The 20530-nt window shown below is 74.3% G+C and carries 19 protein-coding genes; 11 read left to right on the top strand and 8 right to left on the bottom strand.

Annotation, left to right across the window (positions count from 1 at the left end; translation table 11 throughout):
- Window positions 1-7: 7 nt before the first annotated feature.
- Together BMY88_RS08795 and BMY88_RS08790 are read right to left on the bottom strand one after the other, a co-directional pair.
- Complete coding sequence (locus tag BMY88_RS08795; protein WP_091942219.1) at window positions 8-1228, bottom strand: acetyl-CoA C-acetyltransferase; 1221 nt, start codon at window positions 1226-1228, stop codon at window positions 8-10.
- A 78-nt stretch (window positions 1229-1306) separates the two neighbouring features.
- The gene (locus tag BMY88_RS08790) at window positions 1307-2326 is read right to left on the bottom strand and encodes an SGNH/GDSL hydrolase family protein (protein ID WP_091942374.1); all 1020 of its coding nucleotides are present in this window, start codon (window positions 2324-2326) and stop codon (window positions 1307-1309) included.
- Window positions 2327-2393: 67 nt separating this feature from the next.
- On the opposite strand from BMY88_RS08790, the gene BMY88_RS08785 reads away from it, so the two are divergent.
- A complete protein-coding gene (locus BMY88_RS08785) occupies window positions 2394-3767 on the top strand; it encodes a DUF2252 domain-containing protein (protein ID WP_211435561.1) in 1374 nt (457 codons plus the stop codon).
- A 66-nt stretch (window positions 3768-3833) separates the two neighbouring features.
- Here the strand turns inward: BMY88_RS08785 and BMY88_RS08780 are convergent, their stop codons facing one another.
- A complete protein-coding gene (locus BMY88_RS08780) occupies window positions 3834-5819 on the bottom strand; it encodes a VWA domain-containing protein (RefSeq protein WP_091942217.1) in 1986 nt (661 codons plus the stop codon).
- Between the two features lies 1 nt (window position 5820).
- Window positions 5821-7287 (bottom strand): sigma 54-interacting transcriptional regulator, encoded by a 1467-nt coding sequence (locus BMY88_RS08775; protein WP_244524543.1) that lies wholly within the window; start codon window positions 7285-7287, stop codon window positions 5821-5823.
- A 182-nt stretch (window positions 7288-7469) separates the two neighbouring features.
- Here BMY88_RS08775 and BMY88_RS08770 point away from each other — a divergent pair, with 182 nt between their 5' ends.
- The 3 genes from BMY88_RS08770 to BMY88_RS08760 are packed head-to-tail and all read left to right on the top strand — an operon-like array spanning window position 7470 to window position 11369.
- Window positions 7470-8495, top strand: coding sequence for an ATP-binding cassette domain-containing protein (locus BMY88_RS08770; protein ID WP_091942372.1), 1026 nt, complete (start codon window positions 7470-7472; stop codon window positions 8493-8495).
- On the top strand, window positions 8492-9298 hold the full coding sequence (locus BMY88_RS08765) for an ABC transporter permease (protein ID WP_091942213.1): 807 nt from the start codon (window positions 8492-8494) through the stop codon (window positions 9296-9298). The genes BMY88_RS08770 and BMY88_RS08765 overlap by 4 nt, the downstream gene beginning before the upstream one ends.
- Window positions 9299-9320: 22 nt before the next feature.
- A complete protein-coding gene (locus BMY88_RS08760) occupies window positions 9321-11369 on the top strand; it encodes a M3 family metallopeptidase (protein ID WP_091942211.1) in 2049 nt (682 codons plus the stop codon).
- Window positions 11370-11449: 80 nt separating this feature from the next.
- Here BMY88_RS08760 and BMY88_RS08755 read toward each other — a convergent pair whose 3' ends face one another.
- Complete coding sequence (locus BMY88_RS08755; RefSeq protein ID WP_091942209.1) at window positions 11450-11770, bottom strand: RNHCP domain-containing protein; 321 nt, start codon at window positions 11768-11770, stop codon at window positions 11450-11452.
- Window positions 11771-11790: 20 nt separating this feature from the next.
- Window positions 11791-12291, bottom strand: coding sequence for a transcription elongation factor GreA (greA, locus tag BMY88_RS08750; RefSeq protein WP_091942207.1), 501 nt, complete (start codon window positions 12289-12291; stop codon window positions 11791-11793).
- A gap of 208 nt (window positions 12292-12499) precedes the next feature.
- Here greA and mca point away from each other — a divergent pair, with 208 nt between their 5' ends.
- Both mca and BMY88_RS08740 read left to right on the top strand, forming a co-directional pair.
- Window positions 12500-13387 carry a mycothiol conjugate amidase Mca gene (gene mca / locus BMY88_RS08745; RefSeq protein WP_091942205.1) on the top strand — a complete coding sequence of 296 codons (888 nt, stop codon included), beginning with the start codon at window positions 12500-12502 and terminating at the stop codon, window positions 13385-13387.
- Window positions 13384-13704, top strand: a complete 321-nt coding sequence (locus BMY88_RS08740; protein ID WP_091942203.1) for a hypothetical protein — start codon at window positions 13384-13386, stop codon at window positions 13702-13704. Before mca ends, BMY88_RS08740 begins: the two co-directional genes overlap by 4 nt.
- Window positions 13705-13764: 60 nt before the next feature.
- On the opposite strand, the gene BMY88_RS08735 is transcribed toward BMY88_RS08740, so the two are convergent.
- A complete protein-coding gene (locus tag BMY88_RS08735) occupies window positions 13765-14334 on the bottom strand; it encodes an AMIN-like domain-containing (lipo)protein (RefSeq protein ID WP_091942201.1) in 570 nt (189 codons plus the stop codon).
- A gap of 444 nt (window positions 14335-14778) precedes the next feature.
- Here BMY88_RS08735 and BMY88_RS08730 point away from each other — a divergent pair, with 444 nt between their 5' ends.
- The 5 genes from BMY88_RS08730 (at window position 14779) to BMY88_RS08710 (ending at window position 19635) form a co-directional block, all read left to right on the top strand.
- Window positions 14779-15870, top strand: a complete 1092-nt coding sequence (locus BMY88_RS08730; protein ID WP_091942199.1) for an ABC transporter substrate-binding protein — start codon at window positions 14779-14781, stop codon at window positions 15868-15870.
- 21 nt (window positions 15871-15891) lie between these two features.
- Window positions 15892-16722, top strand: a complete 831-nt coding sequence (locus BMY88_RS08725) for an ABC transporter ATP-binding protein (RefSeq protein ID WP_091942197.1) — start codon at window positions 15892-15894, stop codon at window positions 16720-16722.
- On the top strand, window positions 16712-17620 hold the full coding sequence (locus BMY88_RS08720; RefSeq protein ID WP_091942195.1) for an ABC transporter permease: 909 nt from the start codon (window positions 16712-16714) through the stop codon (window positions 17618-17620). The genes BMY88_RS08725 and BMY88_RS08720 overlap by 11 nt, the downstream gene beginning before the upstream one ends.
- Window positions 17621-17735: 115 nt before the next feature.
- Window positions 17736-18338 (top strand): hypothetical protein, encoded by a 603-nt coding sequence (locus BMY88_RS08715; RefSeq protein WP_091942192.1) that lies wholly within the window; start codon window positions 17736-17738, stop codon window positions 18336-18338.
- Between the two features lie 46 nt (window positions 18339-18384).
- Complete coding sequence (locus tag BMY88_RS08710; protein ID WP_091942190.1) at window positions 18385-19635, top strand: geranylgeranyl reductase family protein; 1251 nt, start codon at window positions 18385-18387, stop codon at window positions 19633-19635.
- A gap of 15 nt (window positions 19636-19650) precedes the next feature.
- On the opposite strand, the gene trhA is transcribed toward BMY88_RS08710, so the two are convergent.
- Window positions 19651-20469: a PAQR family membrane homeostasis protein TrhA gene (trhA, locus tag BMY88_RS08705; RefSeq protein WP_091942187.1), complete on the bottom strand. Its 819-nt coding sequence runs from the start codon at window positions 20467-20469 to the stop codon at window positions 19651-19653.
- Window positions 20470-20530: the final 61 nt, after the last annotated feature.

Raw genomic sequence — 20530 nt, 5'->3', positions numbered from 1 at the left:
TACTGCGTCAGGAGAGGCGCTCCAGGACCATCGCCATGCCCATGCCGCCACCCACGCACATGGTCTCCAGGCCGAAGGTCTTGTCCCGGGTCTGCAGACCGTTGATCAGCGTGCCGGTGATGCGCGCGCCGGTCATGCCGAACGGGTGGCCGACGGCGATCGCGCCGCCGTGCACGTTCAGCCGGTCGATGTCGATGCCCAGGTCGCGGTAGCTCGGGATGACCTGCGCGGCGAACGCCTCGTTGATCTCGACGAGGTCGATGTCGCCGATGCTCAGCCCGGCCCGCTGCAGCGCCAGTTCCGACGCCGCCACGGGGCCGTAGCCCATGATCTCCGGCGACAGGCCGGTGACGGCGGTGGAGACCACCCGGGCCAGCGGGGTCAGGCCGAGCTCGCGCGCCTTGGTGTCGCTCATGACGACCACCGCGGCGGCGCCGTCGTTGAGCGGGCACGAGTTGCCGGCGGTGGCCCGGCCGTCGGGACGGAACACCGGCTTGAGGCCCTGCAGCCCCTCGAGCGTGGTGCCGGCGCGGGGGCTGTCGTCGGTGCTGACGACGGTGCCGTCCGGCGCGGTGACGGGGGTGATCTCCCGCTCCCAGAAGCCCTCGGCCGCCGCCTGCGCGTAGAGGGTCTGGCTGCGCAGCGCGAACTGGTCCATGTCCTCGCGGGAGACGTCCTTGTGCAGGGCCAGGTTCTCCGCCGTCTGGCCCATCGCGATGTAGACCTCGGGCAGCTCGCCGTCTGCCCGCGGGTCGGTCCACGAGTCGGCGCCGTTCTCCGCGGCCTTGGCCACGCGGGCCTTGGCCGGGTCGAACAGCGGGTTCTCGGTGTCGGGCAGGGAGTCGCTGTTGCCCCTCACGAAGCGGGACACCGTCTCCACGCCCGCGGAGATGAAGACGTCGCCCTCGCCGGCCTTGATCGCGTGCATGGCCATGCGGGTGGTCTGCAGCGACGAGGAGCAGTAGCGGGTGATCGTCGTCCCGGGCAGGTGGTCCATGCCGAGCAGGACGCTGACGACGCGGCCCATGTTGTGGCCCTGCTCGCCGCCGGGCAGGCCACAGCCGAGGATGAGGTCGTCGATGTCGGTCGGGTCCAGCGCGGGCACCTTGTCCAGCGCCGCGCGCACGATCGTGGCGGCGAGGTCGTCGGGCCGAATGTCCTTCAGCGAGCCCTTGAACGCCCGTCCGATGGGTGAGCGCGCGGTGGCGACGATGACGGCTTCGGGCATGGGTCCTCCACGACGAGGGGGCGGTGCGGTCACCGCGAAACTACCCCCGGGTAGCAGGCGGGACGCGACGGCCCTCGGCTAGCCGACCGGCCGCTGCTCGGCGCGCTCGGCCTCGTCGGGCGTGGGCAGCTCGGGCGGGAGGCGGCGGCGCAACCGGGCCCAGGGGCCCCGCGGCCCGGTGCCGGACCCGCGGACCTCGGTCGGCCGCACCTCCGTGCCGGGCCGGTCGGCGGCCCGGGCGGCGGCCCGCTCGACCGGCCGGACGGTGTCGCGGCGCAGCTTGCGCAGGCCGCGATCGGCGGCGGCCGGCCAGACGCCGAGCGCGTCGGCCAGCGACGGCAGGATGACGGCGGCCGCGGCGGCGTAGCCGTGGGCGCTCGGGTGGAACTCGTCGTCGCCGAACATGGCCCGGTCGCGGGCGAACGTCGGCCCGAGGATCGAGCCCAGCGAGACCGTGCGGCCGCCGGCCTCGACCACGGCGACCGTCTGGGCCGCGGCCAGCTGCCGGCTCCAGTGCCGGGCGAGCTGCCGCAGCGGCTGCGCGATCGGTCGGATGGTGCCGAGGTCCGGGCAGGTGGCGACGACGACCTCGGCGCCGATCTCGCGGAACTGCCGCACCGCGTCGGCCTGGTAGCCGACGGAGACCGACGGCCGGGTGCGGGTGGTGACGTCGTTCGCGCCGATCATGATCAGCACGGCGTCCGGCTTCTCCGCCAGCGCCTGCTCGACCTGCTCGGGCAGCTCCCGGGACTCGGCGCCGACGACGGCGAAGACGACGAGGCGGACCGGCCGCTCGGCCAGCTCGGCGAGCGCGGCGGCCAGCAGCACGCCCGGCGTCTCGGCCGCGCGGTGCACGCCCAGCCCGACGCCCGTGGAGTCCCCCAGGACGGCGAGCACGAGCGGCTTGCCGCGGCCGCGGCCGAAGACGCCGTTGCCCGGTGGCGGCAGCTGCTTGGTGGTGCGGGCCCCGATCGCGCGCCGGGCCAGCTTGGCCTCGCCGCGCAGCAGCGCGAAGAGTCCGCCCAGCGTGACCCCCAGGCCGCCGCCCACCGTGGCGACGCCCGCGGCCAGCCGGCGCGCCGTCCCCGCTTCCGTCACCGCCACCTCCATCGCTCCCGCAGTGCAACGACTTCTCCGCAGGTTAGCCGCCGCCTACGGTGCCTCCGTGCCAGATTCCCCCGTCGGGGTACCGCCCCGTGGAACCACCGGTGAACGCTCGCAGCTGATCGTCGACACGCTCGTGGAGGCGTTCAGCGACCTGATGACCGCCGACGCGGACGCGTTCCGGACGAAGTTCCGCAAGATGGCGGCCGACCCGTTCGCGTTCTACCGGGGCAGCGCGTGCCTCTTCTACGCCGACATGGCGCAGCTCGACGACCCCTGGGGCGACGAGCGGACCTCCCGGGTGTGGATCCAGGGAGACCTGCACGCCGAGAACTTCGGCACCTACATGGACGCGCAGGGCCGGATCGTCTTCGACGTCAACGACTTCGACGAGGCCTACGTCGGGCACGTCAGCTGGGACCTGCGCCGCTTCGCCGCGAGCTTCGCCCTGCTGTCGTGGAGCAAGGCGCTCGGTGACGACGTCATCGGGGACCTGCTGCGCACGTACCTGAACGCGTACCTCGACCAGGTCGAGGCCTTCACCCGCTCCGACGACGACCGCTCCTTCGCGCTCACCCGCGACAACACCGAGGGGGCGGTCCGCGACATCATCCTGGCGACGACGGCGCGCAGCCGGCTCGGGCTGCTGGACCGCATGACCGTCGTGGAGGGTTTCGAGCGCCGGTTCGCCGACAACGGCCGCAACCGCAGGCTGGACGACGACGAGCGCGGCCGGGTGCTCGAGGCACTGGAGCGCTACCGGCAGACGCTCACGCCGCCGCCGCGCCGGCGGGACGTCACCTTCGACGTGAAGGACGTCGTCGGTACCGGCGGCTTCGGCATCGGCAGCGCGGGGCTGCCGGCGTACAACGTGCTGCTGGAGGGGTACGACCAGGCGCTGGAGAATGACGTCGTCCTCTCGCTCAAGCAGGGCAACGTGGCCGCACCCAGCCGGATCGTCCGCGACCCCGCGCTGCACGACGCCTTCGAGCACGAGGGCCACCGGACGGCGGTCAGCCGCCGCGCGCTGCAGGCCAACGCCTCGCAGTTCCTCGGCTGGACCGAGATCGACGGCGTCGGCTTCGTCGTCGCCGAGCTCTCCCCGTACGAGGTGGACCTCGAGTGGGACGACCTCACCGAGCCCGAGGAGATGGCCCCGGTGCTGGTCCAGCTCGGCCGGGCGACGGCGAAGATGCACTGCGTGGGGGACGCCGACAGCGACCACGCGCTCGTGCCCTTCCAGACCGAGGAGGCGCTGACGGCGCTGCTCCGCGGCCGACGCGAGGAGTTCCTCGCCGACCTCGTGGACTTCGCCCACGGCTACGCCCGGCAGACCCAGTCCGACCACCGGCTGTTCGTCGACGCCTTCCGGGCCGGCGAGATCCCCGGCATCAGCTCCAGCGGCGCCCACCCCGGCCGCACCTCCCAGGCATAGGAAGCTTCCCCCACGTCCTGACGGCGCCGGCGTGGGGAGAGCCTCCTATGCCTCTGCGGACGAGGTTCAGCGAGCCCGCCGCCCCCGTCGGGTTCGCAGGTAGTCGGCCACCACGTACTCGCCCAGCCGGTCGCCGTCCGGGGTGAACACCCGACCCCCGGCGCGGGCGGTGATGTCGTGCACGAAGTGCACCAGCGCGGGCTCCGGGTCCAGGGCGAAGACGTTCATCGTCGCCCCGGTGCGGGCCACCTTCTCCACCTCGGCGACGGTCCGGGCGATCGTCTCGGGCATCGGCGGCCAGCAGAAGAACGGCGTCCCGTCCGGCTCCAGGTGCGCGGTGGGTTCGCCGTCGGTGACGACCAGGACCACCGGCTCGGCGTCGCGGTGCCGGGCGAGGAAGCGCCGGGCGAGCATCAGCCCGTGCTGCAGGTTGGTCCCCTGCAGCGTGTCCACGCTCAGTTCGGCCAGGGTCTCCGGCCGCAGCACCTGGGCGACGGAGGAGAACCCGATGATCTGGATGGCGTCCTGCGGGAACTTCGTGGTCACCAGCGAGTGCAGCGCCATCGCCGTCGACTTGGCCGCGCCCCACGTGCCGCGCAGCGCCATCGAGTAGGAGAGGTCGACCAGCAGGGCGACCGCGGCGCCGGTCCGCCGCTCGGTCTCGACGACCTCGAAGTCCTCCACGGCGATGCGGACGGCGCGCCGGTGGTCCGGGCGGGGTGCCCCGGCGGTCCGGAGCACGGCGTTGCGCACGGTGCGGACGACGTCCAGCGGCTGCTCGTCGCCGAACTGCCACTCGCGGGAGGCGCCGGTCAGCTCGCCGGCCGCACCCGCATCGGCGACGTCGTGCTCGCCACGGCCGGTCGCGTCCAGCTGGGCGAACACCCGGCGCAGCGCCGTGGCCCCCAGCCGCCGGACCGCCTTGGGCGAGAGCTCGAGCTTGCCCTCGCTGCGGTTGAGGTAGCCCTGCCGCTCGAGCTCGCGCTCCAGCTGCCGGAGGGCGGCCAGGTCGTCGACCGCCTCGCGCCCGAGCGCCTGCTCCAGCAGCTCCTCGTCGACGTCGGCCAGCGAGGCGCCGGCGTAGCCCTGCGAGAGCTGGTTGGACAGCGCCTCCAGGTCGGCCAGCTCGGCGACGGCGCTGGTGGCGTCGCCCAGCCCCAGCGCCTGCTCGCCGTCGGGCACCTGCCCGCGCTGGCCCCACGGCAGGTCGGGCCGCGCCTGGCGCAGCGCGTCCTGCAGGTGGGCCATCTCGCTGGCCAGCCCCATGTCCTGCATGGTCTGCGCCATCAGGTCCGCCAGCTCCGCCCGCTGGTCGGGGGAGAGGCCGGCCATCATCCGTTCCTGCGCGGCGGCCCGGCGGGCGAGGGAGTCGATCAGCTCCTCGACCGACTGGGGGTCGTCGGGGAAGAACTGCCCGTGCTTGTCCATGAACTCGGCGAAGGCCTCGTCGGTCTGCTCGCCGCGGTTGTGCGCGTCGACCAGCTGGGAGAGGTCGGCGACCATGTCCCGCACGGCCTGCAGGTCCGACTCGGTCGCGCTCTCCAGGGCCTGCTTCATCGACGCGAACGAGCTGTCGAGCACCTCGCGGCGAAGCGTGTCCTGGATCTGCTCGTAGGCCTGCCGGGCCTCTTCGCTGCGCCAGGGGTAGTCCTTGAGCGCGCGGACGGCGCCCGCGGTGTCCTGGGGGAGCGCGTCGAGCTCGGCCTCGGCCAGCCGCGCGGCGTCGTCCGGGTCCGGGAACAGCTCCCGGCGCTCGGCCTCCAGCGCCCGGTCGAGCAGCTCGCGGACCTCCTGCAGCGTGCCGTCGAGCCGGCCGGCCTGGCGGGCCTGCCGGAGTCGGTCGCGCACGTTGCGGCGCAGCTCGTCGAGGCCCCGTCGGCCGGCCATGCCGCGGCGCAGCAGCTCGCGCATGGCCTCCCGGACGCCGCTGCCGCCGAGGACGGAGTCGCCGATCTCGTCGACGGCGTCGCCCAGGTCGTAGGGCGGCGCGAGCGGGTCGGGTCCGCCCCGCCAGCGGCCGTACCGGTAGCCCTTCCCGGGCCGGCGCGTCATCTCAGGCCCCGTACACGGTGCGGCCGCCGTCGGTGTCCTTGGCCAGCCGCCGGGTCAGGTAGAGCCCCTCGAGCGCGAACTCGACAGCCGCCGCGGCCTGCTCGGCCGACTGGTCGCCCTCCGGCACGCCGAGCCGGCCCAGCAGCTCGGCCAGCTTCGGGATGGTGCCCAGCTGCCCCAGCAGGGCCGCGGCCGGCACCAGCTCGCCGGACTCCACCGTCTCCCCGCCCGTGAAGTGCTCCTGCAGGCCGGTCAGGTCCAGCCCGGCGCAGCGCGCGCGGAACGTCTGCGCGGTCGCCTGGCGGAGCAGGTGCTCGAGCACCTCCAGCTCCCTGTCGTCGTCGGGGTCGCTGCCGGCGTCGGCGAACTCCACCTTGCCGCGGCTGGCCGGCACGATCGCCGGCAGGTCGACGACACGGGCCACCGGCCGGGTCTCCCCGGCGACGGCGGCTCGGCGGACGGCGGAGCCGGCGAGGGTCTCCAGCGCGGCGATCGCGAACCGGGCGCTGACCCCCGAGCGCTGGTCCACCGAGCTGGACTCGCGGACCAGCCGGGTGAACCGGGCGACGATCTCGGCCAGGTGCTCGGGCACCACGGGGGAGTCGAGGGTCGGCAGCGAGTCCGGTGCGCCCAGCCCGCTGGTGCGCGCCTCCTGGTGGAGCAGCCGGATCTCGTCGGCGAGCTCGATCGGGTAGTGGGTGCGCACCTCGGTGCCGAAGCGGTCCTTGAGCGGGGTGATGATCCGCCCGCGGTTGGTGTAGTCCTCGGGGTTGGCGCTGGCCACCAGGAGCAGGTCCAGGGGGAGCCGCACGCGGTAGCCGCGGATCTGGATGTCGCGCTCCTCCAGCACGTTGAGCAGCGCGACCTGGATGCGCTCGGCCAGGTCGGGCAGCTCGTTGACGCTGAAGATGCCGCGGTTGGTGCGGGGCACGAGGCCGTAGTGGACGGTCTCCGGGTCGCCCAGCGTGCGTCCCTCGGCGACCTTGATCGGGTCGACGTCGCCGATCAGGTCGCCGACGCTGGTGTCGGGGGTGGCGAGCTTCTCGCCGAACCGCTCGCTGCGGTGCAGCCAGCCGACCGGGGTCGCGTCGCCGTGCTCGGCGATCTGGCGCCTCCCCCAGACGGAGATCGGGTGCAACGGGTGCTCGTTGAGCTCGCTCCCGGCGAGGACCGGCGTCCACTCGTCCAGCAGCCCGACCAGGGTGCGGATGAGCCGGGTCTTGCCCTGGCCGCGCTCGCCGAGCAGGACCAGGTCGTGCCCGGCGATGAGGGCACGCTCGACCTCGGGGACGACGGTGTCCTCGAACCCGACGATGCCGGGCAGCGAGGCCTCGCCCGCGGCCAGCCGGGCGAGCAGGTTGGCGCGGATCTCGGCCTTGACCGGCCGGAAGGCGGCGCCGCTGGCGCGGAGCTCGCCGAGTGTGGTGGGGGCGGGGGGAGCGGGTGCCGTCGAGGCGGGGTCCGTCACCTCGCCAAACATACGACGACCTGCGGCGGGTGTCTCCGCCGTTCTCGCCGGTGCCCGTCCCGCGGCCGGGTTCGGCCACCGATGAGTTCGGCCGGCGACGGCCGTCGGAGCAGCATGGACCTGCCCTCCCCGCCCCGGGACGCCTCCCGGAACCGTCGGTGCCTGCGCCTACCGTGCCCGGCATGACCCCAGCGATCGTCGTGGAGGGGCTGGTGAAGCGCTTCGGCGCGACCACCGCCCTGGCCGGTGTCGACCTGACCGTTCCCGAGGGCAGCGTCCTCGGCCTGCTCGGTCCCAACGGGGCGGGCAAGACCACGGTGGTCCGCATCCTCGCGACCCTCCTCCAGCCCACCGAGGGGCGGGCCGAGGTCGTCGGCCTGGACGTGGTGCGCGACGCGGCCCGCGTCCGGGCGGCCATCGGGCTCACCGGCCAGTACGCCGCGGTCGACGAGTACCTGACCGGCTTCGAGAACCTGGAGATGGTCGGCCGCCTCTACCGGCTGGGCAGGCGCGAGGCGCGGGCCCGCGCCACCGAGCTGCTCGAGCGGTTCGACCTCGTGGCCGCCGCGTCCCGGCCGGCGAAGACCTACTCCGGGGGCATGCGCCGCCGGCTCGACATCGCCGCCTCGCTGATCGCGCGCCCCCGGGTGCTGTTCCTCGACGAGCCGACCACGGGGCTGGACCCGCGCAGCCGGCAGGGCATGTGGGAGTTCATCGCCGACCTGGCCGACGGGGGGACGACGATCCTGCTCACCACGCAGTACCTGGAGGAGGCCGACCGCCTGGCCGATGCGATGGTCGTGATCGACCGCGGCCGGGTCATCGCCCGCGGCACCGGCGACGAGCTGAAGGCGCAGGTGGGCGGTCAGCGCCTCGAGGTCACCGTCGCCAGCCCTGCCGACGTCGGCGGGGTGCGCGACCGGCTGGGCCCGCTCGCGGCCGGCGAGATGCAGGTCGACGAGCAGTCCCGGCGGGTGAGCGTCCCGGTCAGCGGCGGTACCGAGACGCTGGCGGAGGCGCTGCAGCTGCTGGAGGGCAGCGGGGTGGGGGTGCTCGACATCGGCCTGCGCCGGCCCGATCTCGACGACGTCTTCCTGACCCTCACCGGTCGGGGTGCCGAGTCGGAGACCGGGAGCGACGCCGCGGCCGGTCGGGGCGATCCCCCGGCCGGGCACGAGCCGGTCGCGATCGCCGGAGCGGCCCGATGAACGCCCTGGCCGCCGTCGTGTCCGACAGCGTCACCATCACCCGCCGCAACCTGATCAAGGTCAAGCGGGTGCCCGACCTGATCGTGTTCGCGACGCTCTCGCCGATCATGTTCGTGCTGCTGTTCCGCTACGTGTTCGGCGGCGCGATCAACGTGCCCGGCGACGTGAGCTACGCCGAGTTCCTGCTGCCGGGCATCTTCGCCCAGACCATCGTGCTGGGGAGCACCACCACCGGTGCCAGCCTGGCGGAGGACCTGCAGAAGGGGCTCATCGACCGCTTCCGGTCCCTGCCCATGTCGCGGTCGGCGGTGCTCGTCGGGCGCACGTTCGCCGACCTCGGGCTCAACGTCATCTCCATCGCGGTGATGGCGCTGACCGGTCTGGCCGTCGGCTGGCGGATCCACAGCTCGGTGCCCGAGGCGATCGGCGGCTTCCTCGTGCTGCTGGTCTTCTCCTACGCGATCAGCTGGCTGATGGCGGTGGTCGGGCTGCTGGTGCGCACCCCGGAGGTGGTGAACAACGCCAGCTTCATGGTGATCTTCCCGCTGACGTTCGTCGCGAACACCTTCGTGCCGCTGGAGAGCTTCCCGGCGGTGCTGCGGACCTTCGCCGAGTGGAACCCCGTCTCCGCCGTCGTCCAGGCGGCCCGCGACCTGTTCGGGAACACCCCGGCCGGTGCCCCGGTGCCCGACGCGTGGTCGCTGCAGCACCCGGTGCTGTACACGGGGCTGTGGACCGTCGCCTTCCTGGCGGTGTTCGTGCCACTGGCCGTGCGGCTCTACAGCCGGACCCCCGGTCGCTGAGGGCCGATGCCATAGTCGGGCGGTGACCTCCGCGAATCCGCTGCTCCAGCCCTCGTCGCTGCCCTTCGAGCTGCCGCCGTTCGCCGACATCTCGCTGGAGCACTGCCGCGATGCGGTGCTGGCGGGCATGGGGGAGCAGCGGGCGGAGGTCGCGGCGATCGCCGGGGCCGCGGAGCCGGCGACGTTCGAGAACACGGTCGTCGCGCTGGAGCGGTCCGGTCGCCTGCTGCGCCGGGCGAACGCCGTGCTCGGCAACCTCTCCTCCTCGCTGTCGACGCCGCGGCTGCGGGAGATCGAGCGCGAGCTCGCCCCGCTGCAGTCCGCGCACTCCGACGCCATCCGGCTGGACCCGGCGCTGTTCGCCCGCATCGACGCCGTGAACGCGGGGCTGGAGCGGGCGGGGGAGGACGGCGCCGGGCTCGACCCGGAGTCGCACCGGCTGGTCGAGCGCTACCACCTCGACTTCGTGCTGGCCGGCGCGCGGTTGGACGAGGCCGGCCGGGCCCGGCTCACCGAGCTCAACCGGGAGCTGTCGGAGCTGTCGACGACCTTCGCCCAGAACCTGCAGGCGGCGACCGAGGCGGCTGCCGTGCAGGTGGACGACGTCGCCCGCCTCGACGGGCTCGGCCCCGAGGAGGTCGCCGCGGCCGCGGGGGCCGCCGCGGACCGCGGGCTGCCGGGGTACCTGCTCACGCTGGTGCTGCCCACCGGGCAGCCGGTGCTGGCCAAGCTGCGCGACCGGGAGCTGCGCCGCCAGGTGCACGAGGCCTCGGTGGGCCGCGCCTCGGGCGGGGAGCACGACAACGGCCCCGTGGCGGTCCGCATCGCGCGGCTGCGGGCCGACCGCGCCCGCCTGCTGGGCTTCGACACGCACGCCGACCTGGTGCTCGCCGACCAGACCGCCGGCAGCGCGGCCGCGGTCGACGCGATGCTCGCCTCGATGGTCGGCCCGTCGGTGGCCAACGCGCGGTCCGAGGCGGCGGTCCTGGCGGAGGTCGCGGCCGCCGACGGCGTCGAGCCGGCCGCCTGGGACTGGGCCTTCTACAGCGAGCGGGTGCGGGCCGAGCGCTACGCCGTCGACACCGCGGCGCTGCGGCCGTTCTTCGAGCTGGAGCGGGTGCTCGTCGACGGCGTCTTCCACGCCGCCGAGCTGCTGTACGGGTACCGCTTCACCCCGCGGCCGGAGCTGGCCGGCTACCACCCCGACGTCCGGGTCTGGGAGGTCACCGACGCCGCAGGTGGCGCCGTCGGCCTGTACCTGGGCGACTTCTCCGCCCGGGAGGGCAAGCGCGGCGGGGCCTGGATGAGCAGCTTCGTCACGCAGTCGGGCCTGCTGGGGACCCGGCCCGTCGTCGTCAACAACCTCAACGTCAACCGGGGGGCGCCCGGGCAGCCGACGCTGCTGTCGCTGTCGGAGGTCGACACGCTCTTCCACGAGTTCGGCCACGCCCTGCACGCGCTGAGCTCGGCGGTCACCTACCCGCGCTTCGCCGGCACCGCCGTCCCCCGGGACTTCGTCGAGTTCCCCAGCCAGGTCAACGAGATGTGGGCGATGTGGCCGGAGGTCCGGGACCACTACGCGCGGCACGTGGAGACCGGGCGGCCGCTGCCGGCCGAGGTGGTGACCGCGCTGGACGCCGCGGCGCTCTGGGGCGAGGGCTTCGCCACCCTCGAGTACCTGGCGGCGACGCTGCTCGACCAGGCCTGGCACCGGATCACCCCGGAGACCGAGATCGGGGAGCCGGCCGAGTTCGAGGCCCGTGCCCTCGCGCAGGCCGGCGTCGCCTCCGACCTGGTGCCGCCGCGCTACCGGACGACCTACTTCCAGCACGTCTTCGCCGGGGGATACGCGGCCGGCTACTACTCCTACATCTGGTCGGAGGTCCTGGACGCCGACACCGTGGAGTGGTTCAAGGAGAACGGCGGGCTGCGCCGGGAGAACGGGGAGATCTTCCGCAGCCGGCTGCTCGCCGTCGGCGGCTCGGTCGACCCGCTGGCGGCCTTCCGCGCGGTCCGCGGCCGGGACGCCGACCCCGGTCCGCTACTGCGCCGCCGCGGCCTGGCCGCCTGATTCCGCGTTGATCATCGGCGGGTGGCTGCCCCCGACCGCGCGTCGGACCGCCACCCGCCGATGATCGACGAGCGACCGAGCTACAGCCAGGGCAGCGAGAGCACCAGGTCCAGGTCGTCGGGCGCCGCGCCGTCGCGGACCAGCCGGTTGGGCTGGCGGTGGCCGCACGCCGTGCAGCGGTGCACCACCTGCCAGCCCTTGCCCGACTTCTCCACCAGCCCGATCGGCTCCATCAGCCCCCGGCACTCGCTCGCGCGGTCGCCGGGCAGGTCGTCGACGTGCAGCGACCACAGGCAGTACGGGCAGTGGTTGCGGTAGTGCCCGTCGGTGTTCGCCGGCACGGGGGCCGAGCAGTGACCGCACGCGAAGCCGGTGTTCTCCGCCCGGCGGGAGCGCCCCATGCGCAGGGGAAGGCCGCCGGTCAGGGGACGAAGGGCTCGATCGCGACGACGTCGACGCTGATCTCGCGGCCGTTGGGCGTCTGGTAGGTCACGGTCGCGCCCGGAGCAGCGCCCATGATCGCCGCACCGAGCGCGGACTCCGGCGAGTACACGGTGAGGTCCGTGGTGCCGGCGATCTCCCGCGAGCCCAGCAGGAACTTCTCGGTGTCGTCGTCGCCCTGGAAGCGGATCGTGATGACGGTGCCGGTCGCCGCGTGGCTCGCCTCGGTCGGGGCGTCCCCGACGCGGGCCTTGCGCAGCAGGTCGGTGAGCTGCCGGATGCGCCCCTCCTGCTTGCCCTGCTCGTCCTTGGCCGCGTGGTACCCGCCGTTCTCCTTGAGGTCGCCCTCCTCGCGGCGGGCATTGATCTCCGCGGACATCGCCGGCCGGTTGGCCACCAGCTGGTCGAGCTCGGCCTTCAGCCGGTCGTGGGCCTCCTGGGTCAGCCAGACGCCCTGCTCGTTCTCAGTGGGGGTGGTCACGCGGGGGTACTCCTGCAGGCTCGGGGGTCACCGTCCGGCCGGACGGCGCTCACGGTCGATCCGCCAAGCTAACACCGGCGTCGGAGGCGGTGCACGCATCGACGGGAGTGCCGGAAGCTACCGGCCGCGGCGTGACGCGTGGCACAGCACACCCGTCCGGGTGGCCGGGCGGCGGCGCCGGTCCCCCGAACCGGGGGATGATGGCCCGGTGACCGACGCAGACCAGCTCCGGCTGCTCGCCGTGCACGCCCACCCCGACGACGAGTCGAGCAAGGGCGCCGCGACGATGGCCAAGTACGTCGCCGAGGGCGCCCGCGTCATGGTGGCCACGTGCACCGGCGGCGAGCGCGGCTCGGTGCTCAATCCCGCCCTCGACCGTCCGGAGGTGTGGGAACGACTCCCGCAGATCCGCTCCGAGGAGATGGCCCGCGCGCGGGAGATCCTCGGGGTCGAGCAGGAGTTCCTCGGCTTCGTGGACTCCGGGCTCCCCGAGGGCGACCCGCTGCCGCCGCTGCCCGAGGGCTGCTTCGCCGTCCTCCCGCTGGAGGAGGCGGCCGCCCCGCTGGTCGAGCTGATCCGACGCTTCCGGCCGCAGGTCGTCACCACCTACGACGAGCGCGGCGGCTATCCGCACCCCGACCACATCAAGACGCACGAGATCTCGGTCCACGCGTTCGAGGCCGCCGGTGACCCGGACCGCTATCCCGGGCTCGGGGAGCCGTGGCAGCCGAGCAAGCTCTACTACCACATGACGTTCACGCTGCCCCGGATCAAGGCCCTGCACGAGGCGATCGTCGCCTCCGGTGCGGATTCGGCCTACGCGGAGTGGCTCGCCAACTGGGATCCGGAGCACGACCTCTCCCACCGGGTCACCACCAGCGTCGCGTGCGCCGAGTACTTCCCGGTGCGCGACGCGGCCCTGGTCGCGCACGCCACGCAGATCGACCCGACCGGGCGCTGGTTCGCCGTTCCCATGGACCTGCAGCAGCGGGTCTGGCCGACCGAGGACTACGAGCTGGCGCGCACGCTGGTCGACGTCCCGACGCCCGAGGACGACCTGTTCGCCGGCCTCCGCAGCGAGGTGACCGTCCGATGACCGACCTGTGGGCCGCGACCGAGCAGGTGCCCGACGACGTCGGCAAGTCCGGGCCCTTCGGGCTGCTGCTGCTGGTGCTGGGCCTCATCGCCGTCGGGTTCCTCGTCCGGTCGATGACCCGGCACCTCAACCGGGTGCCGGGAAGCTTCGACGAGTCGGCGGGGGAGTCCGACGTCGTCGTCCCCGACACCCCCGAGCAGCTGCTGCGCGAGCGCCGCGACGAGCCGGGGGAGGACCTGCTCGACACCCTGCGGCGGGCGCCGCGGGCCATCGAGCCCCCCCGCGACGACGATCCGGATCCCGGCCCGCGCGGCTGACCTCGACCTGATCGCCGGCCCGGGCGCCGTCCGTACGCGGACGGCGCCCGGGCCGCGTGCTCACCAGGTGTGCGCGACGTCGACGACCAGGCGGGCGTCGTTCCCGGGGCCGTCGAGCACCATCACCCGGAACGGCAGCCGAGCCCGGACGCCGAGGCCGACGGTGCTCACGCCCTCGAAGGACCCGGCCCACGCGACCTGGCGGAAGGTGCGGTATCCGGCCACGGACTCGGCCTCGGCGTCGTTCGTCGGGTCGTACGTCGCGACCCCGCCCTCGGTGTAGGCCGGGAGCGTGACGGCGATCTGCAGGTCGGCGGCGCCGCGCAGCGGAACGGGGGTTCCCGATCCGTCCTGGACGACCTGACCGACGTACTCGACCCGGTAGCCCACCCGGGTCCCCGCCGCGCCGTCGAGGTCGAGGACGATCCGGTCGAAGCAGGCGTGCTGCCCGGTGCGGATCTCGTCGAGCGTGCCGACGGCCGAGCCGGTGGCGCTCTCGGCCAGCGAGCCCCAGGCGGTCGCGCAGCCCGGGGCCGCCGACGCGGGGCCGGCGACGGCGGTGGCCCCCAGGACGGCGCCCCCGGCGAGGGCGGTGGTGATGCGGCGGACGGAGTGCGGGTGGCGGGACATGGCGACCTCCGGAGGGGGTGGAGCTGATGTTCGGCAGGGTCCGCCGACGCGCCGGATACCAACAAGAAGTGGAAATGTCCAGGACCGACGAAACCAAGGCGTGTCCGTTGGCAACGTATCGCCGCCGTGATCGGGCGCTCACTCGCCGCCTGGGCGATATCTGCCAGAGGCCGCGGCCGGGTCGCGGGCGCCGTGGCGTCACGGTTCGGCATACCCCACTGATGTGGTGGGGTTGGTGTGGGTTACTCTTCCGCCCGTGCCTCAGCTGCCCCTCCTCGTGGCCTGCCGCCACGTCGACAACGGCCGGCTGAGCAGCGCTCTCTGTCCGTCGGCCTGATCCGGCGCGTCCCACTCCCTTCCCCCCGGGCGCGCGGTCCGTCGACGCGTGCCTCCCTGGCCCCGCGCTCCCGTCGTCGCCGCGTGCCTCCGCTCTGACGAGGACCGATGACCATCCACCGCACGACCCGCCGCCGCGCCCTCTCCCTGCTCGCCCTGACGCCGCTCGCCGCCGTCCTGGTGGCCTGCGGGGACGACTCCGACGACTCCGGGGAATCCGGCTCCGGCGGCTCGGGGGCCGCTGCCGAGCTCCGCCTGGGCTACTTCGCCAACGTCACGCACGCCGCGGCGCTGATCGGCGTCGAGCAGGGCCTGTTCGAGGCCGAGCTCGGCGACACGGAGCTGTCCACCCAGGTGTTCAACGCCGGCCCCGACGTCGTCGAGGCGGTGTTCGGCGGAGCGCTGGACGCCGCCTACATCGGCCCCAGCCCCGCGATCAACGCCTACGGGCAGAGCCAGGGCGACGCCGTCCGGATCATCTCCGGTGCCGCGTCGGGCGGCGCGCAGCTCGTCGTCCGCGACGGGATCGACGCGCCGGAGGACCTCGAGGGCACCACCCTGGCCACGCCGCAGCTCGGCAACACCCAGGACGTCGCGCTCCGCACCTGGCTCACCGAGGAGGGCCTGGAGAACAGCATCGAGGGCGGCGGTGACGTGACCATCGCGCCGACGGCGAACGCCGACACCCTCGCGCTGTTCCAGTCCGGGGACCTCGACGGCGCGTGGCTCCCCGAGCCGTGGGCCTCGCGCCTGGTGCTGGAGGCCGGCGCGCACGTGCTGGTCGACGAGCGCGACCTGTGGCCCGGCGGCGAGTTCGTGACGACGAACATCATCGTGCGCACCGAGTACCTCGAGGAGAACCCCGAGGCGGTCGAGGCCCTGCTGCGCGGGCACGTCGCCGCCGTCCAGCTGGCCCAGGACGACCCGGAGGCCGCGCAGACCGCGGTGAACGCCGGGCTCGAGGCCGCCGGCAGCTCCGCGCTGGCCGCCGAGGTGCTCGACCGCGCCTGGTCCAACCTCTCCGTCACGTGGGACCCGCTGGCGGAGACGCTGGAGGAGTCCGCGCAGCACAGCTTCGACGCCGGCACCACCCCGGAGCTGGTCGACATCGAGGGCATCTACGACCTCCGCCCGCTCAACGCCGTCCTCTCCGACCTCGACCTGGAGCCGGTGTCCGCCGGCGGCCTGGGCGAGGCCTGACCCCTGCCAGGAAGGCTCGCCATGTCCACGAACCAGCTGACCACCGATCGGCTGACCGCCGAGGACCCGCTCGTCCGGTCCCGGGGCGAGGGGGTGGCGGACGCCGGGAGTCCGGCCGCCGCCGTGCGCGTCAGCGGGGTCTCCCAGGTGTTCGAGCGCGGCCGCCCGCCGGTGCTCGACGGGGTCGACCTCACGGTGGCGCCGGGCGAGTTCGTCTGCCTGGTCGGAGCCTCGGGCTGCGGCAAGTCGACGCTGCTCAACCTGCTCGCGGGCCTGGTGAAGCCGACCGCCGGCCAGGTGGAGGTCAGCGCGCAGCGGCCGGCGCTGATGTTCCAGGAGCCGGCGCTGCTGCCCTGGCTGACCGCCAGCGGCAACGTCGAGCTCGCCCTCCGGGCCCGCGGGGTCGGCCGGGTGGAGCGGCGTGCGGAGGCGGCGCGGTTGCTGGGCGTGGTCAACCTGGCCGACGCCGGTCGCAAGCGGGTGCACGAGCTGTCCGGGGGCATGCGCCAGCGGGTGGCCCTGGCCCGGGCGCTGGCGCAGGACAGCTCGGTCCTGCTGATGGACGAGCCGTTCGCGGCGCTGGACGCCATCACCCGCGACGTGCTGCACCTCGAGCTCGCCCGGGTGTGGGCCGAGCAGCAGCTGTCGGTGGTGTTCGTGACGCACAACGTCCGGGAGGCGGTGCGGCTGGGTCAGCGCGTCGTCCTCATGGGCTCGCGGCCCGGCCGCATCGTGCGGGAGTGGCGGGTCGACCTGCCGCAGCCGCGGACCATCGAGTCGGCGGGCGTCAGCGAGCTCGCGGCCGAGATCACCCGCGAGCTGCACCGGGAGATCAGCCGTCATGGCAACTAGCACCACGCCCAGCGGGAACCGGGCGGCCGAGTCGCCCGACGTCGGCACCCGCGCGATCGAGGCCGGCCTGGATGCGCTCGACACCGCTGCGACCCTGCCGCCGGGCCCGAGCCTGGGGAAGCGGTTCGTCCGGTCGGTGCTCCCGCCGATCGTCTTCCTGGCCGCGCTCGTCGGCGTGTGGCAGATCGCCTACGTGGCCGAGGTCAAGCCGCCGTACGCGCTGCCGTCGCCGGCCGACGTCTGGGAGGTCTTCTGGGAGTCGGTGACCGACGGCCGGGCCTTCGAGGCGATCTGGACCAGCCTGAGCCGCGGCGCCGTCGGCTTCGCGCTGTCGCTGGTCATCGGCACCGCCCTCGGCCTGGCCATGTGGTGGAGCCGGTGGCTGCGCGCGGCGATCGGCCCCATCGTCAGCGGCCTGCAGAGCCTGCCGTCGGTGGCCTGGGTGCCCGCGGCGATCATCTGGTTCCAGCTGACGGACGCCGCCATCTACACCGTCGTCCTGCTGGGGGCCGCGCCCTCGATCGCCAACGGCCTGCTCAGCGGCATGAAGCAGGTCCCGCCGCTGTTCGACCGGGTCGGCCGCGTGCTGGGCCTGTCGGCGCTGGGCCGCACCCGGTACGTGCTGCTGCCCGCGGCGCTCCCCGGGTACCTGGGCGGGCTGCGGCAGGGGTGGGCGTTCGCCTGGCGGTCGCTGATGGCCGCCGAGCTCATCACCTACTCGCCCCAGCTGGGTCAGGGGCTCGGGCAGCTGCTCAACGTCGGCCGTGAGCTGTCCCAGATGTCGCTGGTGATCACGTCGATCGCGCTCATCCTCGCGGTCGGGATCGCCATCGAGCTGCTCGTCTTCGCCCCGCTGGAGCGGCGCGTGCTCGTGCGGCGGGGGCTCACCGTCCGCTGACCCGACCCGGTCGCCGGCCGGGGTTCGCTGCGAGCTGAGCGCGGACCCTGGCCGGGGCCGATCGTCCGGCCTACCGTGTAAGCGTGTAATCAACACGCGGCACGAGGAGGCTGTCATGCACGGACACCGGTTCGCCGACGCCCCGTTCGGCGGGGGGCGCGGTCCCTGGGGGCGCGGCCGCGGAGCCCGGGGGCGCGGTCAGGAGGCGCCACCGCCGGTCGAGCGCACCGAGGTCGCCGGCTGGTTCGCCGGGCGGCTGCCCGACGGCTGGTTCACCGGCCCCGTGGAGCTGTCGATCGACCGGGACGAGATCACGGTGGTCGGCGCGCTCCCCGAGCCCGAGGCGGGGGAGGGCGACCCCGGCGCCGCCCGCTCCGGCCGGATCGCCCGCTTCCGGGAGGAGACCCGCGAGCAGCGGATGGCGGTCGCCGACGCCGCGCAGGATCGGTACGGCCGGTCGGTGGCGTGGGGCGCGGCCTGCGGCGACGTCCGCGAGCTGTTCACCACGCTGTCGGTCCCGGTCATGACCCGGCTGCGCCAGCCCGAGCGGCTCGTCCTCGACACGCTCGTCGACGCCGGCGTGGCCCGCTCGCGGTCGGAGGCCCTGGCCTGGGCCGTGCGCCTGGTGGGCAGCAACGCCGACAGCTGGCTCACGGAGCTGCGCGAGGCGATGACCGCGGTCGAGGAGGTCCGAGCGCGGGGTCCCCGGCCCGACTGAGAGGCGCCTGCCGGGGCCCGGTGGCGGGCTCGGGGACACTGGGCCGGTGAGCAGCGTCGTCGTCCCGCCGTCCGCCACCGACGTCCTGGTCGTCGGCGCCGGCCCCGCCGGGGCGGCAGCCGCCGCGTGGGCCGCGCGGGCCGGCCGGGACGTGGTGCTGGCCGATGCCGCCGTCTTTCCGCGGGACAAGGCCTGCGGCGACGGCCTGACCCCGCGTGCGATCGCGGAGCTGGACCGGCTGGGGCTGGGGGACTGGGCCCGCTCGCGCGCCCGCAACCGGGGCCTGCGGGCGGCCGGCTTCGGCCGGGAGTGGCAGCTGCCGTGGCCCGGTGGGGAGTTCCCCGACCACGGCAGCGCCGTGCCGCGCACCGAGCTGGACGCGCGGATCCGCGGGTGCGCGCTGGAGGCAGGGGCGACTCCGCTGGAGGGCGCGCGGGCCGTCGACGTCGAGCGGGACGGCGACCGGGTCACCGGCGTCGTCCTGGAGCTGGACGGCGCCCGGGTGACGGTGGGCTGCGAGCGGCTCGTCGTCGCCGACGGGGTGCGCTCCCCGCTGGGGCGGGTGCTGGGCCGGGAGTGGCACCGCGACACCGCGTACGGCGTGGCCGCGCGCGGCTACGTGCCGTCGGGGCGGGCCGCCGACGAGTGGATCTCCTCGCACCTGGAGCTGCGCGGGGCGGCCGGCGAGCTGCTGTCCGGCTACGGCTGGGTGTTCCCGCTGGGCGCCGCCGCCGGGGAGGTCAACATCGGGGTGGGCACGCTGGCGACGGCGCGCCGCCCGGCCGGCGTCCGGCTGCGGCCCCTGCTGGACGCCTACGCCGCCGCGCGACGCGAGGACTGGCAGCTGACGGGCCCGGTGCGGGCCCCCGCGTCGGCGCTGCTGCCGATGGGCGGCGCCGTCTCCGGGGTGGCCGGCCGCAACTGGGCGCTGGTGGGCGACGCCGCCGGCTGCGTGAACCCGCTCAACGGCGAGGGCATCGACTACGGCCTGGAGACCGGCCGGACCGTCGTCGACCTGTTCGACGAGCCGGACTGGTCGACCGCATGGCCGGCCACCCTGCGCGGCCACTACGGCGAGGCGTTCTCCATCGCCCGCCGCCTCGCCGGGCTGCTGACCGTGCCGCGGTTCCTCCCGGCGGCCGGTCCGCTGGGCATGCGCTCGCGCGGGCTGATGACGGTCGCGCTGCGGGTGATGGGCAACCTCGTCACCGACGCCGACCGCGACGTGGTGGCCCGGCTGTGGCGGCTGGCCGGCCGGGCCTCGACCCGCCTCGACGACCGGTCGCCCTTCAGCTGAGGGCCGGCCCGGAGCTCAGAGGAACGGCGAGTTGTAGATCGCGAAGTACACGGCGATGTAGTGGCAGATCGCCGCCACGATCGTCATCGCGTGGAAGACCTCGTGGTAGCCGAAGACGCCGGGCCACGGATTGGGCTTCTTGATGCCGTAGGCGACGCCGCCGATCGTGTAGAGCACGCCGCCGACCGCGAGCAGGACCAGCGACGCCACACCCGCGATGTGCAGGATGTCGGTGAGGATGAAGACGGCGACCCAGCCCAGCCCGATGTAGAGCGGCACCCCGAGCCAGCGGGGAGCGGTCGGCCAGCTCATCTTGAGCGACACACCCGCCAGCGCCCCGGCCCAGACGAGCAGCAGGATCCAGTAGCCGGTCGGCTGGTCGACCGCGAGCAGGGCGAACGGCGTGTAGGTGCCCGCGATGAACAGGAAGATCATCGAGTGGTCGAGCCGCTTCATGATCTTCCAGCCGCGGGGTGACCAGCGGCGGCGGTGGTAGAGCGCGCTGATCCCGAACAGCCCGCAGATGGTCGCGCAGTAGACGGCGACCGCGAACCCGGCCCGGGCGCCCTGCACGGAGGCCAGCGGAACGAGGACGGCGCCGGCGACGACCGCGCCGAAGAACGCGAACAGGTGCAGCCAGCCGCGCATCCGCGGGCGGGTGTCGGGATGCTCCCAGTCGCCGTCGTCCCCGAAGTCGGCGGAGGTCCAGGCGCGCTCGACCCGCTCGCCCTCCTCGCGGACGGCCGTGAGGGCCTGGGTGCGCGGTCCCTCGAGCTCGGCGCCGTCCTCGACCTCGACCCGGACCTCGTCCCGTTCCTCCGGCGCGCGGCTCATGGACCGAGGTTACGGCGCCGTAGCCGTACGCCGCCTGTGAGCTGCCCGGCAGCCGGCGGGG

Source organism: Trujillonella endophytica, assembly GCF_900110555.1.
In the GTDB taxonomy this organism is placed as follows: Bacteria; Actinomycetota; Actinomycetes; order Mycobacteriales; family Geodermatophilaceae; genus Trujillonella; species Trujillonella endophytica.
Note: the sequence above shows the minus strand (reverse complement) of the source record. Positions and strands in the feature narration are given on the sequence as shown.

What these genes read in the sequence shown, in the direction of transcription:
- BMY88_RS08740 (WP_091942203.1), top strand. Translation starts at nt 13,384, where the DNA reads ATGACCGACCTGTGGGCCGCGACCGAGCAGGTGCCCGACGACGTCGGC.
- BMY88_RS08755 (WP_091942209.1), bottom strand. Translation starts at nt 11,770, where the DNA reads ATGGGGCGCTCCCGCCGGGCGGAGAACACCGGCTTCGCGTGCGGTCAC.
- BMY88_RS08720 (WP_091942195.1), top strand. Translation starts at nt 16,712, where the DNA reads ATGGCAACTAGCACCACGCCCAGCGGGAACCGGGCGGCCGAGTCGCCC.
- BMY88_RS08715 (WP_091942192.1), top strand. Translation starts at nt 17,736, where the DNA reads ATGCACGGACACCGGTTCGCCGACGCCCCGTTCGGCGGGGGGCGCGGT.
- BMY88_RS08770 (WP_091942372.1), top strand. Translation starts at nt 7,470, where the DNA reads ATGACCCCAGCGATCGTCGTGGAGGGGCTGGTGAAGCGCTTCGGCGCG.
- BMY88_RS08725 (WP_091942197.1), top strand. Translation starts at nt 15,892, where the DNA reads ATGTCCACGAACCAGCTGACCACCGATCGGCTGACCGCCGAGGACCCG.
- trhA (WP_091942187.1), bottom strand. Translation starts at nt 20,469, where the DNA reads ATGAGCCGCGCGCCGGAGGAACGGGACGAGGTCCGGGTCGAGGTCGAG.
- BMY88_RS08735 (WP_091942201.1), bottom strand. Translation starts at nt 14,334, where the DNA reads ATGTCCCGCCACCCGCACTCCGTCCGCCGCATCACCACCGCCCTCGCC.
- BMY88_RS08765 (WP_091942213.1), top strand. Translation starts at nt 8,492, where the DNA reads ATGAACGCCCTGGCCGCCGTCGTGTCCGACAGCGTCACCATCACCCGC.
- BMY88_RS08780 (WP_091942217.1), bottom strand. Translation starts at nt 5,819, where the DNA reads ATGACGCGCCGGCCCGGGAAGGGCTACCGGTACGGCCGCTGGCGGGGC.
- BMY88_RS08730 (WP_091942199.1), top strand. Translation starts at nt 14,779, where the DNA reads ATGACCATCCACCGCACGACCCGCCGCCGCGCCCTCTCCCTGCTCGCC.
- BMY88_RS08795 (WP_091942219.1), bottom strand. Translation starts at nt 1,228, where the DNA reads ATGCCCGAAGCCGTCATCGTCGCCACCGCGCGCTCACCCATCGGACGG.